Here is a 22,410-nt window from a genome sequence, read left to right on the forward strand (position 1 = left end):
CGGCTTCCGAATGTCCGAAAGCGCGGCGCCGGCCGCGCTTTTTTGTTGCGGCGAACCGGTCTCCACTTCACCGGAAAATACCCTATCTATCCGGAACGCCGCCGGTCGTTTGATTGTCGCGGCGAATGCCGCCATGGTAAAAGACGCAATGGTTACGGATCAGATCAAAGGCGACATCGGCCGGTTCACGGCCCGCATCGTGATCGACGATCGCAGCCGTTTGCCGGGGCGCTTCTTTGGACGGTTCGCGACCTCGGCGACCTGACGCGAGCGCCCTCCCGTCAGCGACTGTCCCGCGCGCCGCGCGACCCGTTTCAAGACTTCCAGCAGGTTCACGTCCATGTCCCAACCGACAACCCTTTACGACAAGATCTGGAACGATCATCTGGTGCACGAGGCCGAGGACGGCACCTGCCTGATCTATATCGACCGTCATCTCGTCCATGAGGTGACGTCGCCCCAGGCCTTCGAGGGCCTGCGCGTCGCCGGACGCAAGGTTCATGCGCCCGGGAAAACGCTCGCGGTGGTCGATCACAACGTGCCTACCACCGATCGCTCAAAGCCCAATCCGGATCCGGAGAGCGCCGAGCAGATCGCCGCGCTGGCGCAGAACGCTCGGGATTTCGGCATCGAATACTACAACGAGTTCGACAAACGGCAGGGCATCGTTCACGTCATCGGCCCTGAGCAGGGCTTTACGCTGCCCGGCACCACCATCGTCTGCGGTGACAGTCACACCTCGACCCATGGCGCGTTCGGCGCGCTGGCGCACGGCATCGGCACGTCCGAGGTCGAGCACGTGCTGGCGACCCAGACGCTGATCCAGAAAAAAGCCAAGAACATGCGCGCCGTGGTCGACGGCAAGCTGCCGGACGGCGTCACCGCCAAGGACATCATCCTCGCGATCATCGGCGAGATCGGCACCGCGGGCGGCACGGGCTACGTGCTGGAATATGCCGGCGAGGCGATCCGCGCGCTGTCGATGGAAGGCCGCATGACGGTCTGCAACATGTCGATCGAGGGCGGCGCGCGCGCCGGTCTCATCGCGCCGGACCAGACGGCGTACGAATTCCTGAAAGGCCGCCCAAAGGCGCCCAAGGGCGCCGATTGGGATGCGGCCCTGCGTTACTGGGAGACGTTGCGCAGCGATGACGGCGCGCACTTCGATCACGAGATCCGGCTCGACGCCGCAAAGCTGCCGCCGATCGTAACCTGGGGCACCAGTCCTGAAGACGTGATCGCGGTGACCGGCAAGGTGCCGGATCCCGCCGCCATCGAGGACGAGGCCAAGCGGCTGTCGAAGGAGCGCGCGCTGCATTACATGGGCTTGATCCCCGGCACGAAAATCACCGACATCAGGCTTGACCGCGTCTTCATCGGCTCCTGCACCAACGGCCGCATCGAAGACCTGCGCGCCGCGGCAAGGATCGCTGAAGGGCGGACGGTCAACGGCAATGTCAATGCCATGGTCGTCCCCGGTTCAGGGCTGGTGAAGGAACAGGCGGAGGCCGAAGGTCTCGACAAGATCTTCACCAAGGCCGGTTTCGAATGGCGAGAACCCGGTTGCTCGATGTGCCTTGCGATGAATCCCGACAAGCTGAAGCCGGATGAGCGCTGCGCTTCGACCTCGAACCGCAATTTCGAGGGACGGCAAGGTTTCAAGGGCCGTACGCACCTCGTGTCACCTTCGATGGCGGCGGCGGCCGCGATCGCCGGACATTTCGTCGATATACGCGAATGGCATTGAGCCAGCTTTCGCCTGAAAGCATTTTCAAGCGAAGCATGATGGCCTTGCGCTCGACACCGCAATGAAGCACAACACAGCCATATGATCGTGGCCGCATCGCTTTGTGCCGAACGACGTTGTCGCAGTGCTCGGGCGATCCGCGCACATTCGTCTGACAAAACGAGCGTCTGACAAAACGAGGCCTCCGATCAGTTTCCGCTCGATCACTGATCGAAAAGTTATCAACGAGGATGCGACGACGAAATCAGGCCCGCCTCGACCGGCGGGTTGCCTTCGCCGGACAATTCCGTCAGCCGTAACGACGTCATGAAAACAGCCAAGACCAAAGCCGCTCCCAAGGCGGAAAAAACGTCGCGCCCGACCGCCAATGCGAAGGCAGCGGCAAAGACGTCCTCCAGGACGCCTGCCAAGACGCTCGCAAAACCGGCGTCCGGGAAAGGCAAGATCGCGAGCCCGGTGGAGGTCGTGACGAGCAGCGGCAACCCCGCGCGGCAAGCGGCTGACAAGCCGACCGTGACCACGCCGCGCGAGGCGCTTACTTTGCCGGTGAAACCGGATTCCACGATTAGCGCGCCGACTCAGCCGCCCATGACTACGCAGCCCATGACTCCGCCGCGCATGACTGCGCCGCCGACGCCTGCCGCCACGACGATCAAGCCGGCATCCAGTCCCGCGGCGCGCGCCGACGTGCCGCCTGCCGCCGGCTTCACGCTGCGGGTCGACGGGCATTTCAAGAACCAGTTCGAGACGCTGGCCCAGGCGAAGCAGGCCGCAACTGACTTGAAGTCGCGTTTTCCGATCCTGCGTATCGAGATCTACGACGCGGCGAACAAAGCGCGGCTGCCGGTCTGATCGATTCTCGTCAGCATTGGCGACGATGGCGTTAGAGTCTGTGGCAATTGCGGTGATTCAAACTTTATAGCGTCTTCGCTTCTGCTTGAATCAGAAGCGAAGCTCTATAATCTTGATTTAATGCGTTTTCTTCCCGCGAACCGGTCGTCCACTCCGTTCAAAAACACTTATAGCTCTAACTTTTTTGATCGAGCATGATCTTATCCGAAAACCGGTTCCCACTTTTCGGGATCATGCTCAATGCCATCGCCGCGTCGAACCTTTCAGCTTTCTTCCCAGCCTGCACAGACATATCCGCTCGCGATCGGGTGGGGTTCAACAGCTACGCTCGCCTCACCAGGACGGATCGAGGCCGTAGCCGAAGCCGAACGGAAAGAACGGCTTCACTTCTCCCGGCGCGTAGTACGATGGTCGTCCATGGTAAGGCTGATAAGGACCACGTACGTAAACGCGCGCGCGCTGACGGCGATATCCGCGGTCCGCGCGATGGGCACGGCGCGACGCGCCGACCTCGATCAGCGTCCCCGGCTGAGCAGCGGTGACGGCGCGAGGGACGGCCTTCGCGCCTTCAACGAATGCCACGCCACAAAATGCGATGATTGCCGCGGCCAGACTGACGCCCAGATATCTTTTCATGGCGATTGCTCCGTGGATCGACGTGCACTGTCATTATGACACGTTTCTCGAAAGATCCGCCACGCTCCAAACAAGGCAGGCCCGCACAGCGGGCCTGCTCGACATGGCGGGAACCGGCTTCGCGGAACTCCCGACCTGGAGCGTTTCAAGCGAAGCATGTCCTCGGGCTTGGCCCGAGGATGGACACCGGTTCGCGTGAAGAAAACGCTCCAAATCAAAATCTGAGAGCCCGCTTCTGATTCCATCGGAAGCGGGGTCTAGAGCGGCGGCCGGTCAAATGGAATCAGCGCCGCCGCTCCAGTTAATTGATTGAGCATCGGATTTATCCCGAAACCAGTTCCCACTTTCGGGTCCGATGCTCCAGGTCATCAACGCCAGTGGCGATGATGGTGATGGTGATGGTGGTGGTGGCGGCGATGATGATGATGACGATTCCAGTTGTGGCGGTGGTGACGATGGTTATGCCAATGGCGGCGGTGATGATGGTGATGCCGCCAGTGACGGTTGTGGTGATGTCCCCACTGCACGTTGGTCGTCAGCTTACCTGCGTCGCTCTGCCCGGCGACGATGCCGGGACTGACCGGAGTCGCCGCCTGCGCCTGCTGCGCGGGGGCCGCGACAATCAGAAGCGCGCCGAGAGCGGCGAATCCAAGAATTTTCTTCAAGAGCATGTAGACCTCCTTGAGTAGGTAACCACGACGGCAGCAGAAGAGTCGTCGCCGCGACGCGAGCAAGACGCGAGTGATGAGGCTATGAGCCAGGAAGTGAACGCGACGTGAATGTACCTGCGGCAAGATGCATCGGATACGCGGATGGCATGACCGGATTCCCGGCCACGAGCAGACCGTGCTTCATGCGAACGGTCAGCCGTGACGCCAGTAACAGTTCATTCGCGGAACGATCACCGTCCCGCTCGGCCGGAACTCCTGCACATAGTGCGCGGTGCAGTCGCGCACCGCGTCGGATCCCGGATGATAGCTCGGATAAACTCCGCGCTCATCCTCGCGATAAATCCGCACGCGCGGACGCCGCTTGTGAGTTTGCACCGGCATGCCGGACGACACGGCGCGATCCATGCTCCGGGCGGCGGTTTGCGCTTGCGCCCGTCCGCCATACATAAGCAGCAGCGTCCCCGGCACCACAAGCAACAGCAGCGCCGCAGCCCCCGTCACGAGTCTCCCCGCCGCTGTCATCCTGACGTCCATGGCCGCGCCCCGATTACCCTGCTCCCCGCGAACGGTCTCCGATTGCCGCGTCCGCGTCAACCGCAAGACCGCCCGGATCGTAAAAAACCATGCCGTAACGGTGAAACACGGGTTAAACAGAGCTTCATGTGGACCTCCGCCAAAGCCCCCTCGCTGAACGAGATGGAGACCATGGCGCGCGAGGCGTTCGCCCGCCTGCCGGAGAATTTCCGGCGCCTGTGCGACGGCCTCATCATCCGCGTCGAGGATTTCCCAACCGACGAGGTGCTGAAAGAAATGCAGGCCGACAGCGAATTCGACCTGCTAGGGCTGTTCCATGGCACGGGTCTGCCGTTCCAGAGCCACGATGACGTTGCCAGGCTGCCCAATATGATCTGGCTCTATCGCCGTCCCATCATCGACTACTGGGCCGAGCACGATGAAACGCTCGACCATATCATCACCCATGTCCTGATCCATGAAATCGGCCACCACTTCGGGCTGTCCGATGCCGACATCGAAGCGATCGAGGCGCAGGCGGTGGAATAGCACGGCTGTCCAGCTAGAGCGTTTTCAAGCGAAGTGGACACCGGTTCGCGTGAAGAAAACGCCCCAAATCAAAATCATGGAGCCCGCTTCTGATTCTATCAGAAGCGGAAAGTCTCTCTATTGGATCAGCGCCGGGAACGGGATAGAATGGCCCCTTACAAGGATCCCTGCCATGGATAAATTCACAACGCTGGAAGGCGTCGCCGCGCCGCTGAAGATCATCAATGTCGATACCGACATGATCATTCCCAAGCAGTACCTGAAGACCATCAAACGCACCGGCCTTGGCAAGGGACTTTTCTCGGAACAGCGTTACAGCGAGGACGGCTCGGAGAATCCGGATTTCGTTCTCAACAAGCCCGCCTATCGCGGCGCCAAAATCCTTGTCGCCGGCGACAATTTCGGCTGCGGCTCGTCACGCGAGCACGCGCCATGGGCTCTGCTCGACTTCGGCATCCGCTGCGTGATCTCCACCTCGTTCGGCGACATCTTCTATAATAACTGCTTCAAGAACGGCATTCTCCCGATCCGGGTGGCGCAAGCCGACCTCGACAAGCTGTTCGATGACGCCGAACGCGGCGCCAACGCGACGCTCACCATCGATCTGGCCAACCAGGAAATCCGTGGCCCCGATGGCGGCACGGTGAAGTTCGAGATCGATCCGTTCCGCAAGCATTGCCTGTTGAACGGTCTCGACGACATCGGGCTGACGATGGAAAAGAAGGCGGCGATCGACAGCTATGAGGACAAGGCGAAGCGCGAGCGCGCCTGGGCCTGACCGCTTCCGCCGGCAATGCCTCAAGCGGTTTCTTTTCCGATTGAATTCAGACGGGAGAGCCCTCTTTCGACAGAACGCTCCCCTTTGCTCGAAAGCGCTGTAGCTCAGGCGGCCTTATAGCTCAGGCGGCCTTCGGCTTCGCTCTGATCAGCTTGCGGTTGATCAGGCACTCGGCGATCTGGATCGCGTTGAGCGCCGCGCCCTTGCGCAGGTTGTCGGACACGACCCACATCGACAGACCGTTCTCCACCGTCGCATCCTCGCGGATGCGGCTGATGTAGGTCGCGTCTTCACCGGCCGATTCATAGGGCGTGACGTAGCCGCCCGGCTCGTGCTTGTCGATGACGAGGCACCCCGGCGCATTGCGCAGGATTCCGCGCGCCTCGTCCGCCGTGATCGGCTTCTCGAACTCGATGCTGACGGCTTCCGAATGGCCGATGAACACCGGCACCCGCACGCAGGTCGCGGTCAGCTTGATCTTGGGATCAAGAATCTTCTTGGTCTCCGCCATCATCTTCCATTCTTCCTTGGTGTAGCCGTCCTCCATGAACACGTCGATCTCGGGGATGACGTTGAAGGCGATACGCTTCGGAAACTTTTTGTTAACCAGTTCGCTCGCGGTGTAGACCGCCTTGGTCTGCGCGAACAACTCGTCCATGGCGTCCTTGCCGGCGCCCGACACCGATTGATAGGTCGCAACCACGACCCGCTGGATGACGGCCTTGTCGTGCAATGGCTTCAGCGCCACGACAAGCTGCGCCGTCGAACAATTCGGATTGGCGATGATGTTCTTCTTGGTGAAGCCGGCCACCGCATCGGCGTTGACCTCGGGCACGATCAACGGCACGTCGGGGTCCATCCGCCAGGTTGACGAGTTGTCGATCACCACCGCGCCGGCCGCGCCGATCTTCGGCGACCATTCCTTCGACACCGCGCCGCCGGCCGACATCAGGCAAATGTCGGTATCGCTGAAATCGTGATTTTCCAGCGCTTTGACTTTCAGGGTTTTGTCGCCGTAGGAGACTTCGGTGCCGACGCTGCGGCGCGAGGCCAGCGCCACCACCTCATCCGCCGGAAATTTCCGCTCATCCAGTATGTTGAGCATTTCACGCCCGACATTGCCGGTCGCTCCGACCAGCGCGACTTTGTAACCCATCGCTCGACTCTCCGAAGAAAACGCCTCCGTCCCGCTCACACACGAGAAAGGGAAGACGCTGCGCTTCTAAGCGAGAAACGCCATCAAGACAACGCCGGACGCCCCTGTTCCGGCGTGGCCCGTTCCACCGCCAGCCTGACACAACCCTTCCGGCCTGCACGGCTTCGCCGCCCGGACACGGTTCTCCCCGAGCGCGTCGCGGCGTCCACTCGCCATGCCTGGCATGCCTTGCGGGGAATGGGCGAGGGGTGACTGTACGCCGCGACGGTTCTAGATACTCATTGAAAACAGCCACTTAAGCGACGTCACCCAGGTGGCGGCCGATGTCGAGCGTCGGATTCTCAGAGCCCCACAGACGGGGGACCGCGCCGGGGTTCGAGGCAACATTTCGTCGTCGTCGGCATTATTCTCGCAAGGTGTGGCCCGATTGGGCTTGTGGCGCGAACCAACTGGGCGGTAAAAAGGCAATCACTCGGATTTGTGAGGACGCGATGACCTTGAAAATTTCCACCGCGACCGGCGCCCCTAGAATCATCGCGCTGTCGCTTGCGGCGGCCTTCATCGCGGTTGGCTTCAGCGCCTCGGACGCGAGCGCCAGGCAGCGCAAATACCTTGACCGCGACAGCGCCTATGGTCCGAGCGGACCCAACGTGTCCTACCAGTCCGGCCCGCGCACCCGCGTCTACATCTCCAAGCGCTCGTGGCTTGATGCAGGCACCGAAGTGTTGCCGGGCGAGCGCAAGTACACCGACTATGCCTTTCCGCCGTCCGTTGGTTATCCCTCGTTCGCCCGCGAGAACCTGAACCGGCCGATCGACCGACAGCCGCTCAGCTCGCCAGCCGATCTCGGCGGCAGATCCCCGATCGGATTCCCGCTCTACTGATCAGACTTTTTTACGGATCAGCTCTTCATACTGATCAGTTCCTCGCGAGCATCGGCCGGGTAAATCCGTCCGATCGCGACGGTTGCCGAAAATCCTGCCGCGAGCGTGACTCCGGCTCCGCGTTCAGGCGTGCAGCGCCTCAAGCTCCTTCACGATCGCCTCGCCCATCTGCGATGTGCTGACCACGGTGGAGCCCTCTGACTTCAGATCAGCCGTGCGCAGGCCTTTCGCCAGCACGGCGGCGATCGCGGCGTCGAGCGTGTCCGCCAGATCCCCCCTGTCGAAGGAATAACGCAGCGCCATCCCGAACGAGGCCAGCATCGCGATCGGGTTGGCGAGGCCTTGACCCGCGATATCGGGTGCGGAGCCATGCACCGGCTCATAAAGCGCCCGGCGCTTTTCGGTTTTCGGGTCGATGTCGCCGAGCGAGGCGGACGGCAACATGCCGAGCGAGCCGGTGAGCATCGCCGCGATGTCGCTTAGCATGTCGCCGAACAGGTTGTCGGTGACGATCACGTCGAACTGCTTCGGCCAGCGCACAAGCTGCATGCCGCCGGAATCCGCAAGCTGGTGCTGCAGCGCGACGTCGTTGTACTCGCGCTGATGCACCTGCGTCACGACCTCATGCCATAGCACGCCGGTCTTCATGACGTTGCGCTTTTCCATCGAGGTCAGCTTGTTGCGGCGCTTGCGCGCCAGATCGAAGGCAACGCGCGCGATGCGTTCGATTTCATAGGTATCGTAGACCTGCGTATCGACGGCGCGCTTCTGGCCGTTGCCGAGATCGGTAACGGTCTTCGGCTCGCCGAAATAGACGCCGCCGGTCAATTCGCGCACGATCATGATGTCGAGACCCTCGACCACCTCCGGCTTCAGGCTGGAGGATTCCGCGAGCGCCGGATAGCAGATCGCCGGGCGCAGGTTGGCGTAGAGCGCGAGATCCTTGCGCAGCCGCAACAGGCCCGCTTCCGGCCGCACCTCATAGGGCACCGCATCCCACTTCGGCCCGCCGACCGCGCCGAACAGCACCGCATCGGCGGCCAGCGCCCTCGCCATGGTGGCGTCGGTAATGCTGACCTTGTCGGCATCATAGGATGCACCACCCACCAATCCTTCTTCGGTCTCGAATTTGGCGATGCCCTGCGCGTCCAGCCAGCCGACCAGCCGCTTCACCTCCGCCATCACCTCGGGACCGATGCCGTCACCGGGCAGCAGAAGCAGCTTGTAGGTCGCCATGATACAGTCCTCGGAACGTCGTCATGACCCGGGAAAGCGAGCATGTGTTGCCCGCCCGCAAACGATGAAGGCAGGATGCCCGGCTCAAGGCCGATCATGACATTGCATGTTGCGCCGATTGCTAGGCCGGTGCGGCGCTGTTGGCAAGACTGCCATTGCGGCGGGCCGTTCCGCAGTCAGACGCCCTCACCATGCGCGCGCAACTTCGATATAGCGCCGCGGGCGGAGCCGTCGCGACCAAATGCTGGCGGCCGAGCGCGCAGTCGCGGTCCCTGACAGGTCTACTCGATGACGCCGCAGGCGATGCGGCCCCCGGCCTCACCGGTCGGATCGGTCTTGTAGTCGTCGGCCGCGGCGTGAATGACGACGGCCGTACCATCCGGCTTCAGCACCGAATTCGGCTTGTCCTTGTCCAGCGTGATGGCGGTACTGACGACATCAAGCGTCAATTCGCCGGAAGCGGGCACGGCGATGTTCGGCAGATCTCCGGCGTGAGAGCCATCGGCCGCCATCATGCCGTGCTTCCTGTTGTCCGGATTGAAGTGGCCTCCTGCCGATTTGAAAGGCGGCTCGCACTTTCCGACCGCGTGAATGTGGAAGGCGTGCTCGCCGGGAGGAAGACCTTTCAGGGTGGCCTTGAGCAGAACGCCGGCATTGACCTGAATCAGCTCAACCTTCCCGACCTCCGCGCCCTCGGCGTTTTTCAGCAGAGCCTTGGCCGAACTGGCGGAGGCCGCGGTCACGCTCAGGGCAAGGAGAGCCGTCGTCGCGAACAGGACACGAGCGATCATGGTAAACCTCCGCTGCGGAATCATGGCTTGGGAAAGAGGGCGTCGTTGTAGCTCTTATAGCAGCAGCCTCTCCCAGCGGCCAGTCACATCATCGCCCGCTGAAGGAACCGTCATGAACGCCAACCTGTTTTTACGCCTGTTCGACGATCTCGACGATGCAACCCTGCTCGCGATCGAAACACCGGACGGGCGGCGCATCACCTATGGCGATCTGATCGCGTTCTCCGGACGGCTGGCCAACGTCCTGGTGGCGCGCGGCGTCAGGCCGGGCGATCGCGTGGCGGTCCAGGCCGAAAAGTCGGTGCCGAATCTCGCGCTCTATCTCGCGACGCTGCGCGCCGGCGCGGTCTATCTGCCGCTCAACGACGCCTATACGCTCAACGAACTCGACTACTTTATTACCGACGCCGAGCCGTCGCTGGTCGTCTGCGACCCCTCGAAGGCGGAGGGCATCCAGGCAATCGCATCGAAGGTGAAGGCCAGGGTCGAGACGCTCGACGCCGGAGGCAAGGGATCGCTGACCGCAGCCGCCACGGCCGCAAAGCCTGATTTCATCACGATTGCGCGCGCGGGCGACGATCTTGCAGCGATCCTCTACACGTCGGGCACGACCGGGCGATCCAAGGGCGCGATGCTGACGCACGACAACCTGACATCGAACGCCATGAGCCTGGTCGATGCCTGGCGCTTCACCGAAAAGGATGTGCTGATCCACGCGCTGCCGATCTATCACACTCACGGATTGTTCGTAGCGAGCAATGTCACGCTGCTTGCACGCGCCGCGATGATTTTTCTTCCGCGGTTTGATCCGGACGTTGTCATCAGCGTGATGGAGCGCGCCTCCGTGCTGATGGGCGTGCCGACCTTCTACACGCGCCTTCTGCAACATCCGGCGCTGACGAAGGAGTCGACCGGGCCCATGCGGCTGTTCATCTCCGGCTCCGCTCCGCTGCTCGCCGATACTCACCGCGAGTGGTCGGCGCGCACAGGTCATGCCGTGCTCGAACGCTACGGCATGACGGAGACCGGCATGAACACGTCAAATCCTTATGACGGCGATCGCGTTCCCGGCGCGGTCGGCCCCGCGTTGCGCGGGGTCTCGGTCCGCGTCACCAATCGCGAGACCGGAAAGGAGCTGCCGCGCGAGAGCGTCGGCATGATCGAGGTCAAGGGTCCGAACGTGTTCAAGGGCTACTGGCGGATGCCCGAAAAGACCAGGACCGAATTCCGCGACGACGGCTTCTTCATAACGGGCGATATCGGCAGGATCGATCAGCGGGATTACCTGCACATTCTCGGCCGCGGCACGGACCTTGTGATAACGGGAGGCCTCAATGTCTATCCGAAGGAGATCGAAAGCGAAATCGATGCACTGGCGGGCGTGGCCGAGAGCGCCGTCATCGGCGTGCCTCATCCGGATTTCGGCGAGGGCGTGACGGCGGTCGTGGTCCGCGGCGCGAATCAAGGCCTCACCGAAGAACAAATACTGAAAGCGCTGGATGGGCGGCTGGCGAAATTCAAGATACCGAAGCGCGTCATCTTTGTCGACGAACTGCCTCGTACCGCCATGGGCAAGGTGCAGAAGAATATCTTGCGCCAGACCTATGCCGGCCTCTACGGGAACGGCTCCAGCGATTTCGAGCGCAGCGGACACCGGTTCGCGTGAAGAAAACGCGACAAAACAAAATCATAGAGCCCGCTTCTGATTCCATCAGAAGCGGAAAGGCTCCAGGCTCTCGCGAGTCGGATGTCCGCGGCGGCTTCCGGCCGCATGATGTTAAGAAACCGTGAAGGCGGTGTTTTCAGCGCCTGTTCGTCAACAGCGATATTGAGCGTTGCACAGGCTGGCTCAACTTCATAAGTATATGAACAGAAATGCTTGTCGCGGATCCCCAAACAGGGCTTGCGTCGCGTGCCCGCAACCAGCGAAGCCATGATGACCGTCAGGATCGAACGACCGCTTTCGCCGCACCTGCAGATTTACCGCTGGACCCTGACGATGACGCTGTCCATCGTCCATCGCGCGACCGGCGTGGCGCTCTATTTCGGAACCCTGTTGCTGGTGTGGTGGCTGATGGCCGTGTCATCCGGGCCGGGCGCGTACGCCGCGGTCCAGTCTTTCACGTCGAGCTGGGCCGGACGGCTGATCGCGTTCGGGTATACGTGGGCGCTGATGCATCACATGCTCGGCGGCGTTCGCCACCTCGTCTGGGATCTCGGCTACGGATTCAAGCCGACCGAGCGTGAGTGGCTGACGCGGGCAACGCTGATCGGCGGCATTCTGCTCACGGTGCTGCTCTGGATCGCCGCCTATGCGATCGGAGGCGGAGGACGATGACAGCAACGCCGCCATCCGGCGCGAAGTCCATGCGGACCCCGCTGGGGCGGGTTCGCAACCATGGCTCGGCCCATTCCGGCACAACGGATTTCTGGCGCCAGAGACTCACCTCGGTCGCCATGATCCTGCTCATCGTACCGATGGTCGTGGTGATGATGATCCTGCTTGGCCGCAACCAGGCGGGCGCGGCACAGATTCTTGGCTCGCCGCCGATCGCCATCATCATGCTGCTGTTCGTGGTCGCCAGCATCTGGCATATGAAGATCGGGATGCAAGTGATCATCGAGGACTACGTGCACGACGGAAAGCTGAAACTGGCGTCGATCATGGCGAATAACTTTTTCTCCGTAACCCTGGCGCTGACCGCCGCTTATGCCATCTTCAAATTGTCATCCGGAGTTTAGTTCATGGCCGGAAACGGCAACGCGGCGGCGGCCGTCAACGGCACGGCCTATCCCATCGAAGACCATACCTATGACGTCGTCGTCGTCGGCGCCGGCGGAGCCGGACTGCGGGCCGTCGTGGGTTGCGGCCAGGCCGGCCTGCGCACCGCCTGCATCACCAAGGTTTTTCCCACCCGCTCACACACCGTGGCGGCGCAGGGCGGCATTTCCGCTTCGCTCGGCAACATGCACAAGGATGACTGGCGCTGGCATATGTACGATACCGTCAAGGGATCGGACTGGCTCGGCGATCAGGATTGCATCGAATACATGGTGCGTAACGCACCGGAGGCGGTCTACGAACTCGAACACTGGGGCGTTCCGTTCTCCCGCACCGAAGACGGCAGGATCTACCAGCGCCCTTTCGGCGGCATGACGATCGATTACGGCAAGAGCCAGGCCCAGCGCACCTGCGCCGCCGCCGACCGTACCGGTCACGCCATGCTGCACACGATGTACGGCCAGGCGCTGCGCCGCGCCGCTGAATTCTTCATCGAGTTCTTCGCCATCGACCTGATCATGGACGATCAGGGCGCCTGCCGCGGCGTGATCGCGCTGAAGCTCGACGACGGCACGCTGCACCGCTTCCGCGCCCAGACCACCATTCTCGCAACCGGCGGCTATGGGCGCGTCTATGCCTCCTGCACCTCGGCGCATATCTGCACCGGAGACGGCGGCGGCATGGCGCTGCGCGCCGGTCTGCCGTTACAGGACATGGAGTTCGTCCAGTTCCACCCGACCGGCATCTATGGTTCGGGCTGCCTCGTCACCGAAGGCGCGCGCGGTGAAGGCGGCTACCTGGTCAACGCCGAGGGCGAGCGCTTCATGGAGCGCTACGCGCCATCCGCCAAGGACCTCGCCTCGCGCGACGTCGTCTCGCGCGCGATGACGATCGAAATCCGCGAAGGCCGCGGCGTCGGCAAGAAGAAAGACCACATCTTCCTGCACCTCGACCATCTCGACCCCAAAGTGCTGCACGAACGGCTGCCGGGCATTTCGGAAACGGTGAAGATATTCGCCGGCGTCGACGTCACCCGCGAACCGATTCCGATCCTGCCGACAGCGCACTACAACATGGGCGGCATCCCCACCAATTTCCACGGCGAGGTGGTCACCAGGAAGGACGGCAACGACAACGCGGTCGTGCCGGGCCTGATGGCGGTCGGCGAAGCCGCCTGCGTCTCCGTGCACGGCGCCAACCGCCTTGGCTCCAACTCGCTGATCGATCTCGTGGTGTTCGGCCGCGCCGCCGCCCGGCGCTGCGCCGAAACGCTCACCGCCAATGCCGAGCAGCCTGATCTTCCCGCGAACTCCAGCGACATGGCGCTCGGGCGTCTCGACAGGTTCCGTTATGCTTCAGGCGGCACGCCGACCGCCAGGATGCGCGAAAACATGCAACGCGTGATGCAGGCCGACTGCGCCGTCTTCCGCACGCAGGATACCCTGGCTGAAGGCCAGAAACTGATTCACCAGGTCCACGAAGGAATTTCCGACATCGCCGTGTTCGATCGCTCGCTGGTATGGAACACGGACCTGATGGAGACGATGGAATATGACAATCTCATCTCCCAGGCGGTGGTGACGATGGATTGCGCCGCCAACCGCACCGAGAGCCGCGGCGCCCATGCGCGCGAGGACTACCCCCAACGCGACGACCAGAACTGGATGAAACACACGCTGGCGCGGCTCAGCGATCGCGGCGTCACCGCGATCGACTACCGTCCGGTACACGATTACACGATGACAAACGACGTTCAGTCCATCCCGCCGAAGGCGCGGGTGTATTGATTCGAAACAAGAGCGTTCATCGCTTCCGACAGTATCAGAAGCGAGGCTCTCAGATCTTGATTTGACGCGTTTTCTCCGCGCGAACCGGTATCCGCTTTGCTCGAAAACGCTATAGTAACGTCATGCGCGGCCATGATCCGCGCATCCTTCGCGAGCAGATGGATTGCCGGATGAGGCCTACAATGACGGACAGACAGCAAGGACGCACCGATGGTTAAGTTCGCGCTTCCGAGAAAGTCAAAGGTTACCGAGGGCAAAAACTGGCCGAAGCCGGAAAGCGCGAGCGAGACCCGCGAATTCAAGGTCTATCGCTGGAATCCCGACGACGACGAGAATCCAAGGGTCGATACCTTCCATGTCGATCTCAACGAGTGCGGCCCGAGGGTGCTCGATGGCCTGATCTGGATCAAGGATCATATCGACCCGACGCTGACCTTCCGCCGCTCCTGCCGCGAGGGTGTATGCGGCTCCTGCGCCATGAACATCAACGGCCAGAATACGCTGGCCTGCACCAAGTCGCTGCACGACATTTCCGGCGACGCGGTGAAGGTCAATCCGCTACCGCACCAGCCGGTCGTGAAGGACCTCGTTCCCGACCTGACAAACTTCTATGCGCAGTATGCCTCGATCGAGCCGTGGCTGAAGACCACGACGCATACCCCGCAGAAGGAATGGCGGCAGAGCCGCGAGGATCGCGAAAAGCTCGACGGCCTCTACGAATGCATCCTGTGCGCCTGCTGCTCGACGGCATGCCCGAGCTACTGGTGGAACAGCGATCGCTTCCTCGGCCCCGCCGCCCTGCTGCAAGCGGCGCGCTGGGTCACCGACTCACGCGACGAGGCCGCCGGCGAGCGTCTTGACTATCTTGAGGATCCGTTCCGGCTCTATCGCTGCCACACCATCCTCAATTGCACCAAGGCTTGTCCGAAGAGTTTGAATCCGGCGGAAGCCATCGCCACGCTGAAGCTGAAGCTGGTCGAGCGTCAGGTCTGATCTGCCGAGCAATGACGATCAGAGCATCGGCCCCGAAAGTGGGAACCGGTTTCGGGATAAATCCGATGCTCAATCAATTAACTGGAGCGGCGGCGCTGGTTCCATTTGACCGGCCGCCGCTCTAGAGCGGGATGAGGAAAAGTGTGTAGCGGTTTTCCGCCCGCATCCCGCTCTAAAATATTGAAATCGATCACGTTCATGATTTTGGATCGATCCGATCCAAAATCATCGTGATCTAGCGACTGACGCGACGCTGCTGCGCGCGCAGTGCCGGCGCTGATGTCGGCAGCCGAAGGCGTTTCGTCATCGTCCCGGACAGCAGCCTTCCGGAACATCACAGCGCCGCAGCCGTTATAGCGTTTCGAACGAAGCGGATGACCTGCTCGCGTCCGAATGGAGAGACCTGATGGGGGATGAACCGACCGAAGTGCCGCCCGCGGAACCTGGCCGTCCGACGGAGCCGCCTCGCGAGGACCCGCCCGGAAACCCCCAACCCGGGCCTGACATTCCACCGCCACAACACGAACCGGATACGCCCGTCCCTCCGCGGGAATTACCCGGCCAGATGCCCGATGAACTGCCGCCGCAGAGTCCTCCAACACCACCCGCGCAACCTCCCGCCACCATGCAGGTGCGCCGCCAGGCGTGATGCAAAGGCGCGATCCATCCGGGGATCGGCGTGACCGCTACGAATGCCACCATGGTTTGATCCGCCGGCGCGAAAACGGATCGCTGCCACACTACAGCCTTATCGCTATCGATTGATCGGTTCCCCGCTCACTGACGGCAGGCTGGGCCTGCTGCCGAAATCTCTGTTGGAAGAAATAGTCATGACGCATTTTCGCCTGCTCCTGCTCGCCACGTCGGCTCTCACTCTCTCGTCGCTGACGGTTACGCCCTCACAGGCGCAATCCGGGCCGGTCCAGTTCGCGCAGGCAACGCCTTCGACGGAGAACGGCGACAAGGACAAGCGGAAGGGACCGCCGAAAGCCGCACCCGGTGCTCCGGCAGCCACATCAGGCCCGCCCGCGGCACCGCCGCCTCATGCGCGACCCAGGGCGCCAGAGCCTCCGGCGACCACTCCGCCACGACCAGCCATACCCCCGACGGCCCCGCCGTCGCGGCCGACAACATTGCCGCAGCGGGCAACGCCTCCCGCGGCTCCAGGGACGCCTGGAGCCACGCCATCACCCCAGCCAGCCGCGCCTCCGGCTGCTCCGAAGCCGCCCGCGCCATCGACCGTGGCACCGCCCTCCACACCGAAGGGCGCGCCGCCGGCTGCCATGAAGCCCGCTCCGGCGACGCCTGCTCCAATCGCACCGCCACAAGCCACGCGACCCGCGACGCCACCCGCCGGCGCGGAGCCGAATGCCATGCGTCGCGACGAGCGGGGCCGTGGCAGATTCGAGCGCAACCGCGGTGAAACCGGTGGTCCCGGCGAGCCTCAGAAGGGCGCAGCGCCCGCACCGAAGACAACCCCGGCGACCGGATCGCCGTCCGACGCTTCAAAATCCGCGCCGGACGGAGCTCGGACATCGCCCCGCGCGACACCGGCCGCGCCGCCCGCGCCGGCGACCCCACCCGTGGCCGCTCCGGCCGCCCCCGCCGCCAGCCCCTCCCCCAATCCGAACGGGACCAAGGCCGGATCCGGGCCTCCTGCCCCCGCCAACCAGACCGCAAGGCCGGCAGGCGCGCCTGGCGCTCGCCAGACGCCGCCGACCGTCACGGCTCCCCTGCCGCCGCCACCGCCGGTCGCCGACAAGGTCGTGGCGCCCGGCGCCGCGCCACAGGGACCCCGCCGCATCGAGGATTTCCGTTCCAGGCGGCAGGAGACGCAGCAGGGTGGCCGCACCATCATCACCGAACCGGGTCGCGTGATCGTGCGTGATCCGAGCGGACAGTCGTTCATCCGGCACAACGAAAGCGATCGATTCCGTCGCGGGGCGCGGGATATCCGGCAGGAGCGCGTCGGTAACGACACACGCAACATTGTCGTGCGGCCGGACGGCACGCAGATCATTACCGTCAACGATCGCGACGGCCGGATGATGCAACGAATCCGCCGTGATCCGCGCGGTCAGGAAATCGTGATCATCGACAACAGACATCCCGGCCACGGCGGCCGGGGCGGTTCGCTCGCCGCAGGCGTCGCCGCCGGCATCGCGGCCGGCGCGATCGGCAGCTACTTCGTGTCGCTGCCGCCGCCGCATATCGGGATTCCGCCCAATCGTTACATCGTCGAAGCGGAAGGCGCGCCGCCTGAACTGATCTACGACACCCTGATGGCGCCGCCGGTGGAGTCGATCCAGCGGTCTTATACGCTCGACGAAGTTCGTTACAGCCCGATGGTGCGCGCGCGGATGCCGAGCATCGATCTCGACACCATCAATTTCGAGACCGGATCGTGGGATATCTCCGATGATCAGGCCGCGAAACTGCAGGTGATCGCCGACGGCATCAACCGTGTCGTCTCGCGCAATCCGGGCGAGGTGTTCCTGATTGAAGGCCACACCGACGCGGTGGGCAACGACATCGACAACCTGTCGCTGTCGGATCGCCGGGCGCAATCGGCCGCGGAGCTGCTGACGCAGCAATTCCAGGTGCCGCCGGAGAATCTGGTGACGCAAGGCTATGGCGAGCAGAACCTTAAAATCCAGACCGACGGTCCCTCGCGGGAGAACCGGCGCGTCACGGCGCGGCGCATCACGCCGCTCCTGAATGGCGGGCAGGCCGCAGGGTATCAACAGCCGCCCAACTGACAGAGATCAGACGAAATGAAGAAGGCCGGGAATATTCCCGGCCTTCTTCATTATAACACAACATAACACAACCCCGCCGAAGCCTCGCTCCTCCATGACGGGGGATGATCCCGATTGTTACAGCCCCAGCTTCTTCTTGCGCTGGCCGAGCGTGCGCAAACGCAGCGCATTCAGCTTGATAAAGCCGGCCGCGTCGCGGTGATCATAGGCGACAGCGCCTTCCTCGAAGGTGACGAGATCCTGATCGTACAGTGAATACGTGCTGTCGCGACCGACCAGGATGACGTTGCCCTTGTAGAGTTTCAGCCGCACCTGTCCGGTGACATAACGCTGGCTCTGATCGATCGCGGCCTGCAACATCTCGCGCTCGGGCGAAAACCAGAAGCCGTTGTAAACCAGCTCGGCGTATTTCGGCATCAGTTCATCCTTCAGATGCGCCGCGCCGCGATCCAGCGTGATCTGCTCGATGCCGCGATGGGCGACGAGAAGGATGGTGCCGCCCGGCGTCTCGTACATGCCGCGCGACTTCATGCCGACGAAACGGTTCTCCACCAGGTCGAGCCGGCCGATGCCGTTGGCGCGGCCGAGTTCGTTCAACTTCGCGAGCAAGGCGGCGGGAGACAACCTGCTGCCGTCGATGGCGACGGCGTCACCCTGCTCGAAATCAATGGTGATGCAGGTCGGCTGGTCCGGGGCCGCCTCGGGGTCGATGGTGCGCGAATAGACGTAATCCGGCACTTCCTGCGCCGGGTCTTCCAGCACCTTGCCTTCGCTGGAGGCGTGCAGCAGATTGGCGTCCACGGAGAACGGCGCTTCGCCGCGCTTGTCCTTGGCGATCGGAATCTGATGCTGTTCGGCGAACGCGATCAGTTGCTCGCGCGAACGCATATCCCATTCCCGCCACGGCGCGATGATGGTGATGTCGGGCTTGAGCGCGTAATAGCCAAGCTCGAACCGGACCTGATCGTTGCCCTTGCCGGTCGCGCCATGCGCGACCGCGTCGGCGCCGACCTTCTCCGCGATCTCGATCTGCTTCTTCGCGATCAGCGGCCGCGCGATCGAAGTGCCGAGCAGATACTGTCCCTCATAGACCGCATTGGCGCGGAACATCGGGAAGACATAATCGCGAACGAACTCCTCGCGTAAGTCCTCGATGAAGATGTTCTCGTCCTTGATTCCGAGCAACTGCGCCTTCCTGCGCGCGGGTTCGAGTTCCTCGCCCTGACCGAGATCCGCGGTGAAGGTCACGACCTCGGCGCCGTAGGTGGTCTGCAACCATTTCAGGATAATCGAGGTATCGAGCCCGCCCGAATAGGCGAGCACGACCTTCTTCACCTTCTTGCTCATGGAAATCCTGTGATGACGTGAATTCGGCGGGACTATAGGCGGAACCGGACTCCACGCAAGGTCCGAGCGCTCATACCGGCTTCTCCGGCGCGGGCACGGGCGCGGGGCCGACATCGCGGCCTCGCCATCGCTGTCGCAGGCGATAGCCCGGCCAGGCGAAGCGGGTCAACGCGGCATCGATCCCGGCGTCGCTCTTACGAGTTGACGGCCAGCGGTAGATGTAGCCGTGCACCAGCCAGATCACCAGAAACGCCACCAGGCCCGCCGTCGCCACGTCGGTGAAGAAATGACCGCCGAAGGCCATCCGCAGCACGCTGGTGACCGCGCCGAACGCGAGCGCACCCGCATAGGCCAACGGCCGCCACGCGGGCGGCGTCAGCGCCGCCGGAGCCAGCGTCCAGAACGCGGTCGCGCCCTCACCGGAGAAAAAAGAGCAATTCTTGCCGCACGCGCCGCGCGGGTCCCACCAGGGCATGAACTTCCACGGGCCGCTGAACTCCGTCACCATCACCGGCCGGGGCCGGCCCCAATAGGTCTTGAACGTCAGGTTGGTGAGAATTCCCGCGCTGAGCAGCATCGTGATCAGCAGAAACGCAACGGCCCGGCCCGACATCATCAACGGGCGATCCGGACGAAACATCTTGACCGCCAGCGCGACGATCGCGGGGACCGCGAAACCCCACGCCACCCACATCGCGGCATTGCGCGCGAACGAGGCGAGCGCATCGGACTTGAGCGGAAAAGTCCCGGTCGCGGAATCATAGAACAGCGCCGCGAGACGGAGATCGTATTCGGGATGGATCCCGAACACGGCCCCGATCACGAGGGCAAGTCCAAGCGCAATGAATAAGCCGGCGCGGTTCATGGAGCGCGGTTTATAGCGTTTTCGAGCGAAGTGGAAACCGGTTTTCGGATAAGATCGTGGTCGATGAAAAGTTTATGACTGCAGGCATGAAAAGGCCGAGGACGGCTCAGGTCCGCGACGGCGGATCGGGAGGCCGCGGACCGCGTGGAGCTTCACGCCAGGCGCCGGCATTGCGCCCGGCGATCAGCCAGTAAGTGAGGCCGGCGACGACGCCGGCTCCGGTCATGATTTCGAGGTGGCGGCGCACGATGCCATCAAAACGCATGGTCTCGGGATCGAACGGAACCAGGCCAAGATAGCAGGCCGCGCCGCAAATCGCGCCGCCAACGGCGTAGGCGAGTATGCCCCGGATCGACAAGGCTTCGGTGAGAAGGATCACGATCATCGCCGGCAGCAGCGCAAAGCCGCTCACGAAGATGAAGCCGAAGCCGAGAACGACATCCAGCGTATCCGGGTCCGGCAGCGCGACGTCGAGATCGCTGAACTCGGGATACAGCAGCGCCACCACCACAATCGTCCCCGCAACGAAGCACGCCGCCAGGAGCCCGAACAGGATCGCGAACAGCCGGCCGATCATGGCCATGACTGCAATCCATCGGCGATGACGCCTCTCATGTCCTCAATCCGTCATCGCCATCGCGCGGAGAGCCTGACGCTCACGAGCGGACAGCTTCTCGGTCTCTGACTTGAGTTGTCCGCAGGCGGCCAGAATGTCGCGGCCGCGCGGCGTGCGCACCGGAGAGGAGTAGCCCGCATTGAAAACGTATTCGGAAAATTTCTCGATCTGATCCCAGTCGGAGCATTCATAGCGGGTCCCCGGCCACGGATTGAATGGAATCAGATTGATCTTGGCGTGGACGCCCTTGAGCAGCTTCACCAGCCGCCTGGCGTCTTCGAGCGAATCGTTGACGCCCTTGAGCATCACGTATTCGAATGTGATCCGTTTTGCGTTGGAGGCCGCCGGATAATCACGGCACGCCTGCATCAGTTCGGCGATCGGATATTTGCGGTTCAACGGCACCAGCTCATCGCGCAGTTCGTCACGCACCGCATGCAGCGAGATCGCCAGCATGACGCCGATCTCCTCACCGGCGCGAACGATGTTCGGAACCACACCCGACGTCGACAACGTGATCCGACGCTTCGAGATGCCGATGCCTTCATTGTCGGCGACAATCAGAAGCCCATCGCGAACCGCGTCGAAATTGTAAAGCGGTTCACCCATCCCCATCATCACGATGTTGGTGACAAGGCGGTTGCCATGCGGCGTCTCGCGGTCGGCCCAGTCGTTCAAGCGATCGCGCGCAACCATGATCTGGCCGACGATCTCGCCCGCCGTGAGATTGCGCACCAGGCGCTGGGTTCCGGTGTGGCAGAAGGAACAGTTCAGCGTGCAGCCGACCTGCGACGAGACGCACAGCGTGCCGCGGTCGGTCTCGGGAATGTAGACGCATTCGACTTCGTGCGGCTTTTCGAGATCGTCACCGCTCGGCAGCCGCAGCAGCCATTTACGTGTTCCATCGCTGGAAACCTGTTCGGCGACCACTTCGGGGCGATCGACCGTGACGTGCTTTTCGAGCTCGGCACGCATGTCTTTCGACACGCTGGTCATTTCGGCGAAGGTTTGGGCCCCGCGAACATACATCCAGTGCCAGAGCTGCTGCACCCGCATCCTGCGTTGCTCCCGCGGGATGCCGATCGCGGCGAGCCGCTCGGCGATCGCCGCGCGCGACAAGCCTATCAGCGAAGGCTTCGCCGGCGGCATGTAGGTTGCCAGCGCGACTTTCTCAAGGGGAGCGCCGCCATCAGCCATTTCGGACGCAGCCGTCCTGTTCGCCGCGACGGATGTCTCGGTCGATATGGTGCTCAGGTTGCCGGGCGTCTCAGTCATGCAGCATGACATAGGCTTTCCAGCGCCCGCTGAAAAGCCGGTAAACACGGCAAGGGCAGCGATGACGGGGGCTGATTCAACTGCGTTGAACCAGACTCAACCCCCTTCTTTCGACCGAGCACAATCCTGTTTCGAAAGCCGGTTTCCACTTTGCGCTGGCGCGGCCCTTCGGG

At 62.8% G+C, this 22,410-nt stretch carries 25 protein-coding genes; 13 read left to right on the plus strand and 12 right to left on the minus strand.

Going from position 1 to position 22,410, the window contains the following annotated elements; translation table 11 throughout:
• Positions 1–10: 10 nt before the first annotated feature.
• Positions 11–265 (plus strand): hypothetical protein, encoded by a 255-nt coding sequence (locus ACMYR2_RS16555; RefSeq protein ID WP_347263512.1) that lies wholly within the window; start codon positions 11–13, stop codon positions 263–265.
• Between the two features lie 75 nt (positions 266–340).
• A complete protein-coding gene (leuC, locus tag ACMYR2_RS16560) occupies positions 341–1,747 on the plus strand; it encodes a 3-isopropylmalate dehydratase large subunit (RefSeq protein ID WP_347263511.1) in 1,407 nt (468 codons plus the stop codon).
• A gap of 221 nt (positions 1,748–1,968) precedes the next feature.
• Here leuC and ACMYR2_RS16565 read toward each other — a convergent pair whose 3' ends face one another.
• On the minus strand, positions 1,969–2,310 hold the full coding sequence (locus ACMYR2_RS16565; RefSeq protein ID WP_416193307.1) for a hypothetical protein: 342 nt from the start codon (positions 2,308–2,310) through the stop codon (positions 1,969–1,971).
• A gap of 25 nt (positions 2,311–2,335) precedes the next feature.
• Between ACMYR2_RS16565 and ACMYR2_RS16570 the strand changes: the two genes are divergently transcribed.
• Positions 2,336–2,599: a hypothetical protein gene (locus ACMYR2_RS16570; protein WP_416193308.1), complete on the plus strand. Its 264-nt coding sequence runs from the start codon at positions 2,336–2,338 to the stop codon at positions 2,597–2,599.
• A 333-nt stretch (positions 2,600–2,932) separates the two neighbouring features.
• Here the strand turns inward: ACMYR2_RS16570 and ACMYR2_RS16575 are convergent, their stop codons facing one another.
• Positions 2,933–3,235, minus strand: coding sequence for a hypothetical protein (locus ACMYR2_RS16575; protein ID WP_347263509.1), 303 nt, complete (start codon positions 3,233–3,235; stop codon positions 2,933–2,935).
• Positions 3,236–3,618: 383 nt separating this feature from the next.
• On the opposite strand from ACMYR2_RS16575, the gene ACMYR2_RS16580 reads away from it, so the two are divergent.
• Complete coding sequence (locus tag ACMYR2_RS16580; protein ID WP_416193309.1) at positions 3,619–3,924, plus strand: hypothetical protein; 306 nt, start codon at positions 3,619–3,621, stop codon at positions 3,922–3,924.
• Between the two features lie 174 nt (positions 3,925–4,098).
• On the opposite strand, the gene ACMYR2_RS16585 is transcribed toward ACMYR2_RS16580, so the two are convergent.
• The gene (locus tag ACMYR2_RS16585) at positions 4,099–4,440 is read right to left on the minus strand and encodes a hypothetical protein (protein ID WP_416193310.1); all 342 of its coding nucleotides are present in this window, start codon (positions 4,438–4,440) and stop codon (positions 4,099–4,101) included.
• Between the two features lie 126 nt (positions 4,441–4,566).
• Between ACMYR2_RS16585 and ACMYR2_RS16590 the strand changes: the two genes are divergently transcribed.
• Entirely contained in the window at positions 4,567–4,968 is a 402-nt protein-coding gene (locus ACMYR2_RS16590; protein ID WP_347263506.1) for a metallopeptidase family protein, read from the plus strand.
• Positions 4,969–5,140: 172 nt separating this feature from the next.
• Positions 5,141–5,746, plus strand: a complete 606-nt coding sequence (gene leuD / locus ACMYR2_RS16595) for a 3-isopropylmalate dehydratase small subunit (protein ID WP_347263505.1) — start codon at positions 5,141–5,143, stop codon at positions 5,744–5,746.
• A gap of 121 nt (positions 5,747–5,867) precedes the next feature.
• On the opposite strand, the gene ACMYR2_RS16600 is transcribed toward leuD, so the two are convergent.
• Positions 5,868–6,902 (minus strand): aspartate-semialdehyde dehydrogenase, encoded by a 1,035-nt coding sequence (locus ACMYR2_RS16600; protein ID WP_347263504.1) that lies wholly within the window; start codon positions 6,900–6,902, stop codon positions 5,868–5,870.
• A gap of 491 nt (positions 6,903–7,393) precedes the next feature.
• Between ACMYR2_RS16600 and ACMYR2_RS16605 the strand changes: the two genes are divergently transcribed.
• Positions 7,394–7,786, plus strand: a complete 393-nt coding sequence (locus tag ACMYR2_RS16605; protein ID WP_347263503.1) for a hypothetical protein — start codon at positions 7,394–7,396, stop codon at positions 7,784–7,786.
• A gap of 123 nt (positions 7,787–7,909) precedes the next feature.
• Here ACMYR2_RS16605 and leuB read toward each other — a convergent pair whose 3' ends face one another.
• Together leuB and ACMYR2_RS16615 are read right to left on the minus strand one after the other, a co-directional pair.
• Positions 7,910–9,022 carry a 3-isopropylmalate dehydrogenase gene (gene leuB / locus ACMYR2_RS16610; protein WP_416193311.1) on the minus strand — a complete coding sequence of 371 codons (1,113 nt, stop codon included), beginning with the start codon at positions 9,020–9,022 and terminating at the stop codon, positions 7,910–7,912.
• A 281-nt stretch (positions 9,023–9,303) separates the two neighbouring features.
• Entirely contained in the window at positions 9,304–9,813 is a 510-nt protein-coding gene (locus ACMYR2_RS16615) for a superoxide dismutase family protein (protein ID WP_416193312.1), read from the minus strand.
• Positions 9,814–9,925: 112 nt separating this feature from the next.
• Between ACMYR2_RS16615 and ACMYR2_RS16620 the strand changes: the two genes are divergently transcribed.
• On the plus strand, positions 9,926–11,479 hold the full coding sequence (locus tag ACMYR2_RS16620) for a malonate--CoA ligase (protein ID WP_416193313.1): 1,554 nt from the start codon (positions 9,926–9,928) through the stop codon (positions 11,477–11,479).
• Here the strand turns inward: ACMYR2_RS16620 and ACMYR2_RS16625 are convergent.
• The gene (locus tag ACMYR2_RS16625; protein WP_416193314.1) at positions 11,428–11,748 is read right to left on the minus strand and encodes a hypothetical protein; all 321 of its coding nucleotides are present in this window, start codon (positions 11,746–11,748) and stop codon (positions 11,428–11,430) included. The genes ACMYR2_RS16620 and ACMYR2_RS16625 overlap by 52 nt on opposite strands.
• A gap of 1 nt (position 11,749) precedes the next feature.
• Here ACMYR2_RS16625 and sdhC point away from each other — a divergent pair, with 1 nt between their 5' ends.
• From sdhC to ACMYR2_RS16645, 4 genes are all read left to right on the plus strand, one after another.
• Positions 11,750–12,151, plus strand: coding sequence for a succinate dehydrogenase, cytochrome b556 subunit (gene sdhC / locus ACMYR2_RS16630; protein WP_347263515.1), 402 nt, complete (start codon positions 11,750–11,752; stop codon positions 12,149–12,151).
• Between the two features lie 29 nt (positions 12,152–12,180).
• Positions 12,181–12,555 (plus strand): succinate dehydrogenase, hydrophobic membrane anchor protein, encoded by a 375-nt coding sequence (gene sdhD, locus ACMYR2_RS16635; RefSeq protein ID WP_181410497.1) that lies wholly within the window; start codon positions 12,181–12,183, stop codon positions 12,553–12,555.
• A 3-nt stretch (positions 12,556–12,558) separates the two neighbouring features.
• Complete coding sequence (gene sdhA, locus ACMYR2_RS16640) at positions 12,559–14,382, plus strand: succinate dehydrogenase flavoprotein subunit (RefSeq protein ID WP_347263499.1); 1,824 nt, start codon at positions 12,559–12,561, stop codon at positions 14,380–14,382.
• A 210-nt stretch (positions 14,383–14,592) separates the two neighbouring features.
• The gene (locus tag ACMYR2_RS16645) at positions 14,593–15,375 is read left to right on the plus strand and encodes a succinate dehydrogenase iron-sulfur subunit (protein WP_347263498.1); all 783 of its coding nucleotides are present in this window, start codon (positions 14,593–14,595) and stop codon (positions 15,373–15,375) included.
• A 77-nt stretch (positions 15,376–15,452) separates the two neighbouring features.
• Here ACMYR2_RS16645 and ACMYR2_RS16650 read toward each other — a convergent pair whose 3' ends face one another.
• Positions 15,453–15,710 (minus strand): hypothetical protein, encoded by a 258-nt coding sequence (locus ACMYR2_RS16650; protein WP_347263497.1) that lies wholly within the window; start codon positions 15,708–15,710, stop codon positions 15,453–15,455.
• A 495-nt stretch (positions 15,711–16,205) separates the two neighbouring features.
• Here ACMYR2_RS16650 and ACMYR2_RS16655 point away from each other — a divergent pair, with 495 nt between their 5' ends.
• Positions 16,206–18,134 carry an OmpA family protein gene (locus tag ACMYR2_RS16655; RefSeq protein WP_416193315.1) on the plus strand — a complete coding sequence of 643 codons (1,929 nt, stop codon included), beginning with the start codon at positions 16,206–16,208 and terminating at the stop codon, positions 18,132–18,134.
• Positions 18,135–18,251: 117 nt separating this feature from the next.
• Here the strand turns inward: ACMYR2_RS16655 and ACMYR2_RS16660 are convergent, their stop codons facing one another.
• The 4 genes from ACMYR2_RS16660 to rlmN all read right to left on the minus strand — a co-directional run bounded on the left by ACMYR2_RS16660 (position 18,252) and on the right by rlmN (position 22,159).
• Positions 18,252–19,481 carry an argininosuccinate synthase gene (locus tag ACMYR2_RS16660; protein WP_347263493.1) on the minus strand — a complete coding sequence of 410 codons (1,230 nt, stop codon included), beginning with the start codon at positions 19,479–19,481 and terminating at the stop codon, positions 18,252–18,254.
• A 70-nt stretch (positions 19,482–19,551) separates the two neighbouring features.
• The gene (locus ACMYR2_RS16665; protein ID WP_347263492.1) at positions 19,552–20,346 is read right to left on the minus strand and encodes a phosphatase PAP2 family protein; all 795 of its coding nucleotides are present in this window, start codon (positions 20,344–20,346) and stop codon (positions 19,552–19,554) included.
• A gap of 106 nt (positions 20,347–20,452) precedes the next feature.
• Positions 20,453–20,929, minus strand: coding sequence for a hypothetical protein (locus tag ACMYR2_RS16670; RefSeq protein WP_347263491.1), 477 nt, complete (start codon positions 20,927–20,929; stop codon positions 20,453–20,455).
• A 36-nt stretch (positions 20,930–20,965) separates the two neighbouring features.
• Positions 20,966–22,159 (minus strand): 23S rRNA (adenine(2503)-C(2))-methyltransferase RlmN, encoded by a 1,194-nt coding sequence (gene rlmN, locus ACMYR2_RS16675; protein ID WP_347263514.1) that lies wholly within the window; start codon positions 22,157–22,159, stop codon positions 20,966–20,968.
• Positions 22,160–22,410 lie beyond the last annotated feature (251 nt).

Origin of the sequence: Nitrobacter sp. TKz-YC01, from assembly GCF_047824785.1 — a bacterium.
Classification (GTDB): Bacteria; Pseudomonadota; Alphaproteobacteria; order Rhizobiales; family Xanthobacteraceae; genus Nitrobacter.

Coding starts and splice junctions, on each gene's coding strand:
- ACMYR2_RS16555 (WP_347263512.1), top strand. CDS start 11: ATGTCCGAAAGCGCGGCGCCGGCCGCGCTTTTTTGTTGCGGCGAACCG.
- leuC (WP_347263511.1), top strand. CDS start 341: ATGTCCCAACCGACAACCCTTTACGACAAGATCTGGAACGATCATCTG.
- ACMYR2_RS16570 (WP_416193308.1), top strand. CDS start 2,336: ATGACTACGCAGCCCATGACTCCGCCGCGCATGACTGCGCCGCCGACG.
- ACMYR2_RS16575 (WP_347263509.1), bottom strand. CDS start 3,235: ATGAAAAGATATCTGGGCGTCAGTCTGGCCGCGGCAATCATCGCATTT.
- ACMYR2_RS16580 (WP_416193309.1), top strand. CDS start 3,619: ATGATGGTGATGGTGATGGTGGTGGTGGCGGCGATGATGATGATGACG.
- ACMYR2_RS16585 (WP_416193310.1), bottom strand. CDS start 4,440: ATGGACGTCAGGATGACAGCGGCGGGGAGACTCGTGACGGGGGCTGCG.
- ACMYR2_RS16590 (WP_347263506.1), top strand. CDS start 4,567: ATGTGGACCTCCGCCAAAGCCCCCTCGCTGAACGAGATGGAGACCATG.
- leuD (WP_347263505.1), top strand. CDS start 5,141: ATGGATAAATTCACAACGCTGGAAGGCGTCGCCGCGCCGCTGAAGATC.
- ACMYR2_RS16600 (WP_347263504.1), bottom strand. CDS start 6,902: ATGGGTTACAAAGTCGCGCTGGTCGGAGCGACCGGCAATGTCGGGCGT.
- ACMYR2_RS16605 (WP_347263503.1), top strand. CDS start 7,394: ATGACCTTGAAAATTTCCACCGCGACCGGCGCCCCTAGAATCATCGCG.
- leuB (WP_416193311.1), bottom strand. CDS start 9,022: ATGGCGACCTACAAGCTGCTTCTGCTGCCCGGTGACGGCATCGGTCCC.
- ACMYR2_RS16615 (WP_416193312.1), bottom strand. CDS start 9,813: ATGATCGCTCGTGTCCTGTTCGCGACGACGGCTCTCCTTGCCCTGAGC.
- ACMYR2_RS16620 (WP_416193313.1), top strand. CDS start 9,926: ATGAACGCCAACCTGTTTTTACGCCTGTTCGACGATCTCGACGATGCA.
- ACMYR2_RS16625 (WP_416193314.1), bottom strand. CDS start 11,748: ATGGCTTCGCTGGTTGCGGGCACGCGACGCAAGCCCTGTTTGGGGATC.
- sdhC (WP_347263515.1), top strand. CDS start 11,750: ATGACCGTCAGGATCGAACGACCGCTTTCGCCGCACCTGCAGATTTAC.
- sdhD (WP_181410497.1), top strand. CDS start 12,181: ATGCGGACCCCGCTGGGGCGGGTTCGCAACCATGGCTCGGCCCATTCC.
- sdhA (WP_347263499.1), top strand. CDS start 12,559: ATGGCCGGAAACGGCAACGCGGCGGCGGCCGTCAACGGCACGGCCTAT.
- ACMYR2_RS16645 (WP_347263498.1), top strand. CDS start 14,593: ATGGTTAAGTTCGCGCTTCCGAGAAAGTCAAAGGTTACCGAGGGCAAA.
- ACMYR2_RS16650 (WP_347263497.1), bottom strand. CDS start 15,710: ATGTTCCGGAAGGCTGCTGTCCGGGACGATGACGAAACGCCTTCGGCT.
- ACMYR2_RS16655 (WP_416193315.1), top strand. CDS start 16,206: ATGACGCATTTTCGCCTGCTCCTGCTCGCCACGTCGGCTCTCACTCTC.
- ACMYR2_RS16660 (WP_347263493.1), bottom strand. CDS start 19,481: ATGAGCAAGAAGGTGAAGAAGGTCGTGCTCGCCTATTCGGGCGGGCTC.
- ACMYR2_RS16665 (WP_347263492.1), bottom strand. CDS start 20,346: ATGAACCGCGCCGGCTTATTCATTGCGCTTGGACTTGCCCTCGTGATC.
- ACMYR2_RS16670 (WP_347263491.1), bottom strand. CDS start 20,929: ATGGCCATGATCGGCCGGCTGTTCGCGATCCTGTTCGGGCTCCTGGCG.
- rlmN (WP_347263514.1), bottom strand. CDS start 22,159: ATGGCTGATGGCGGCGCTCCCCTTGAGAAAGTCGCGCTGGCAACCTAC.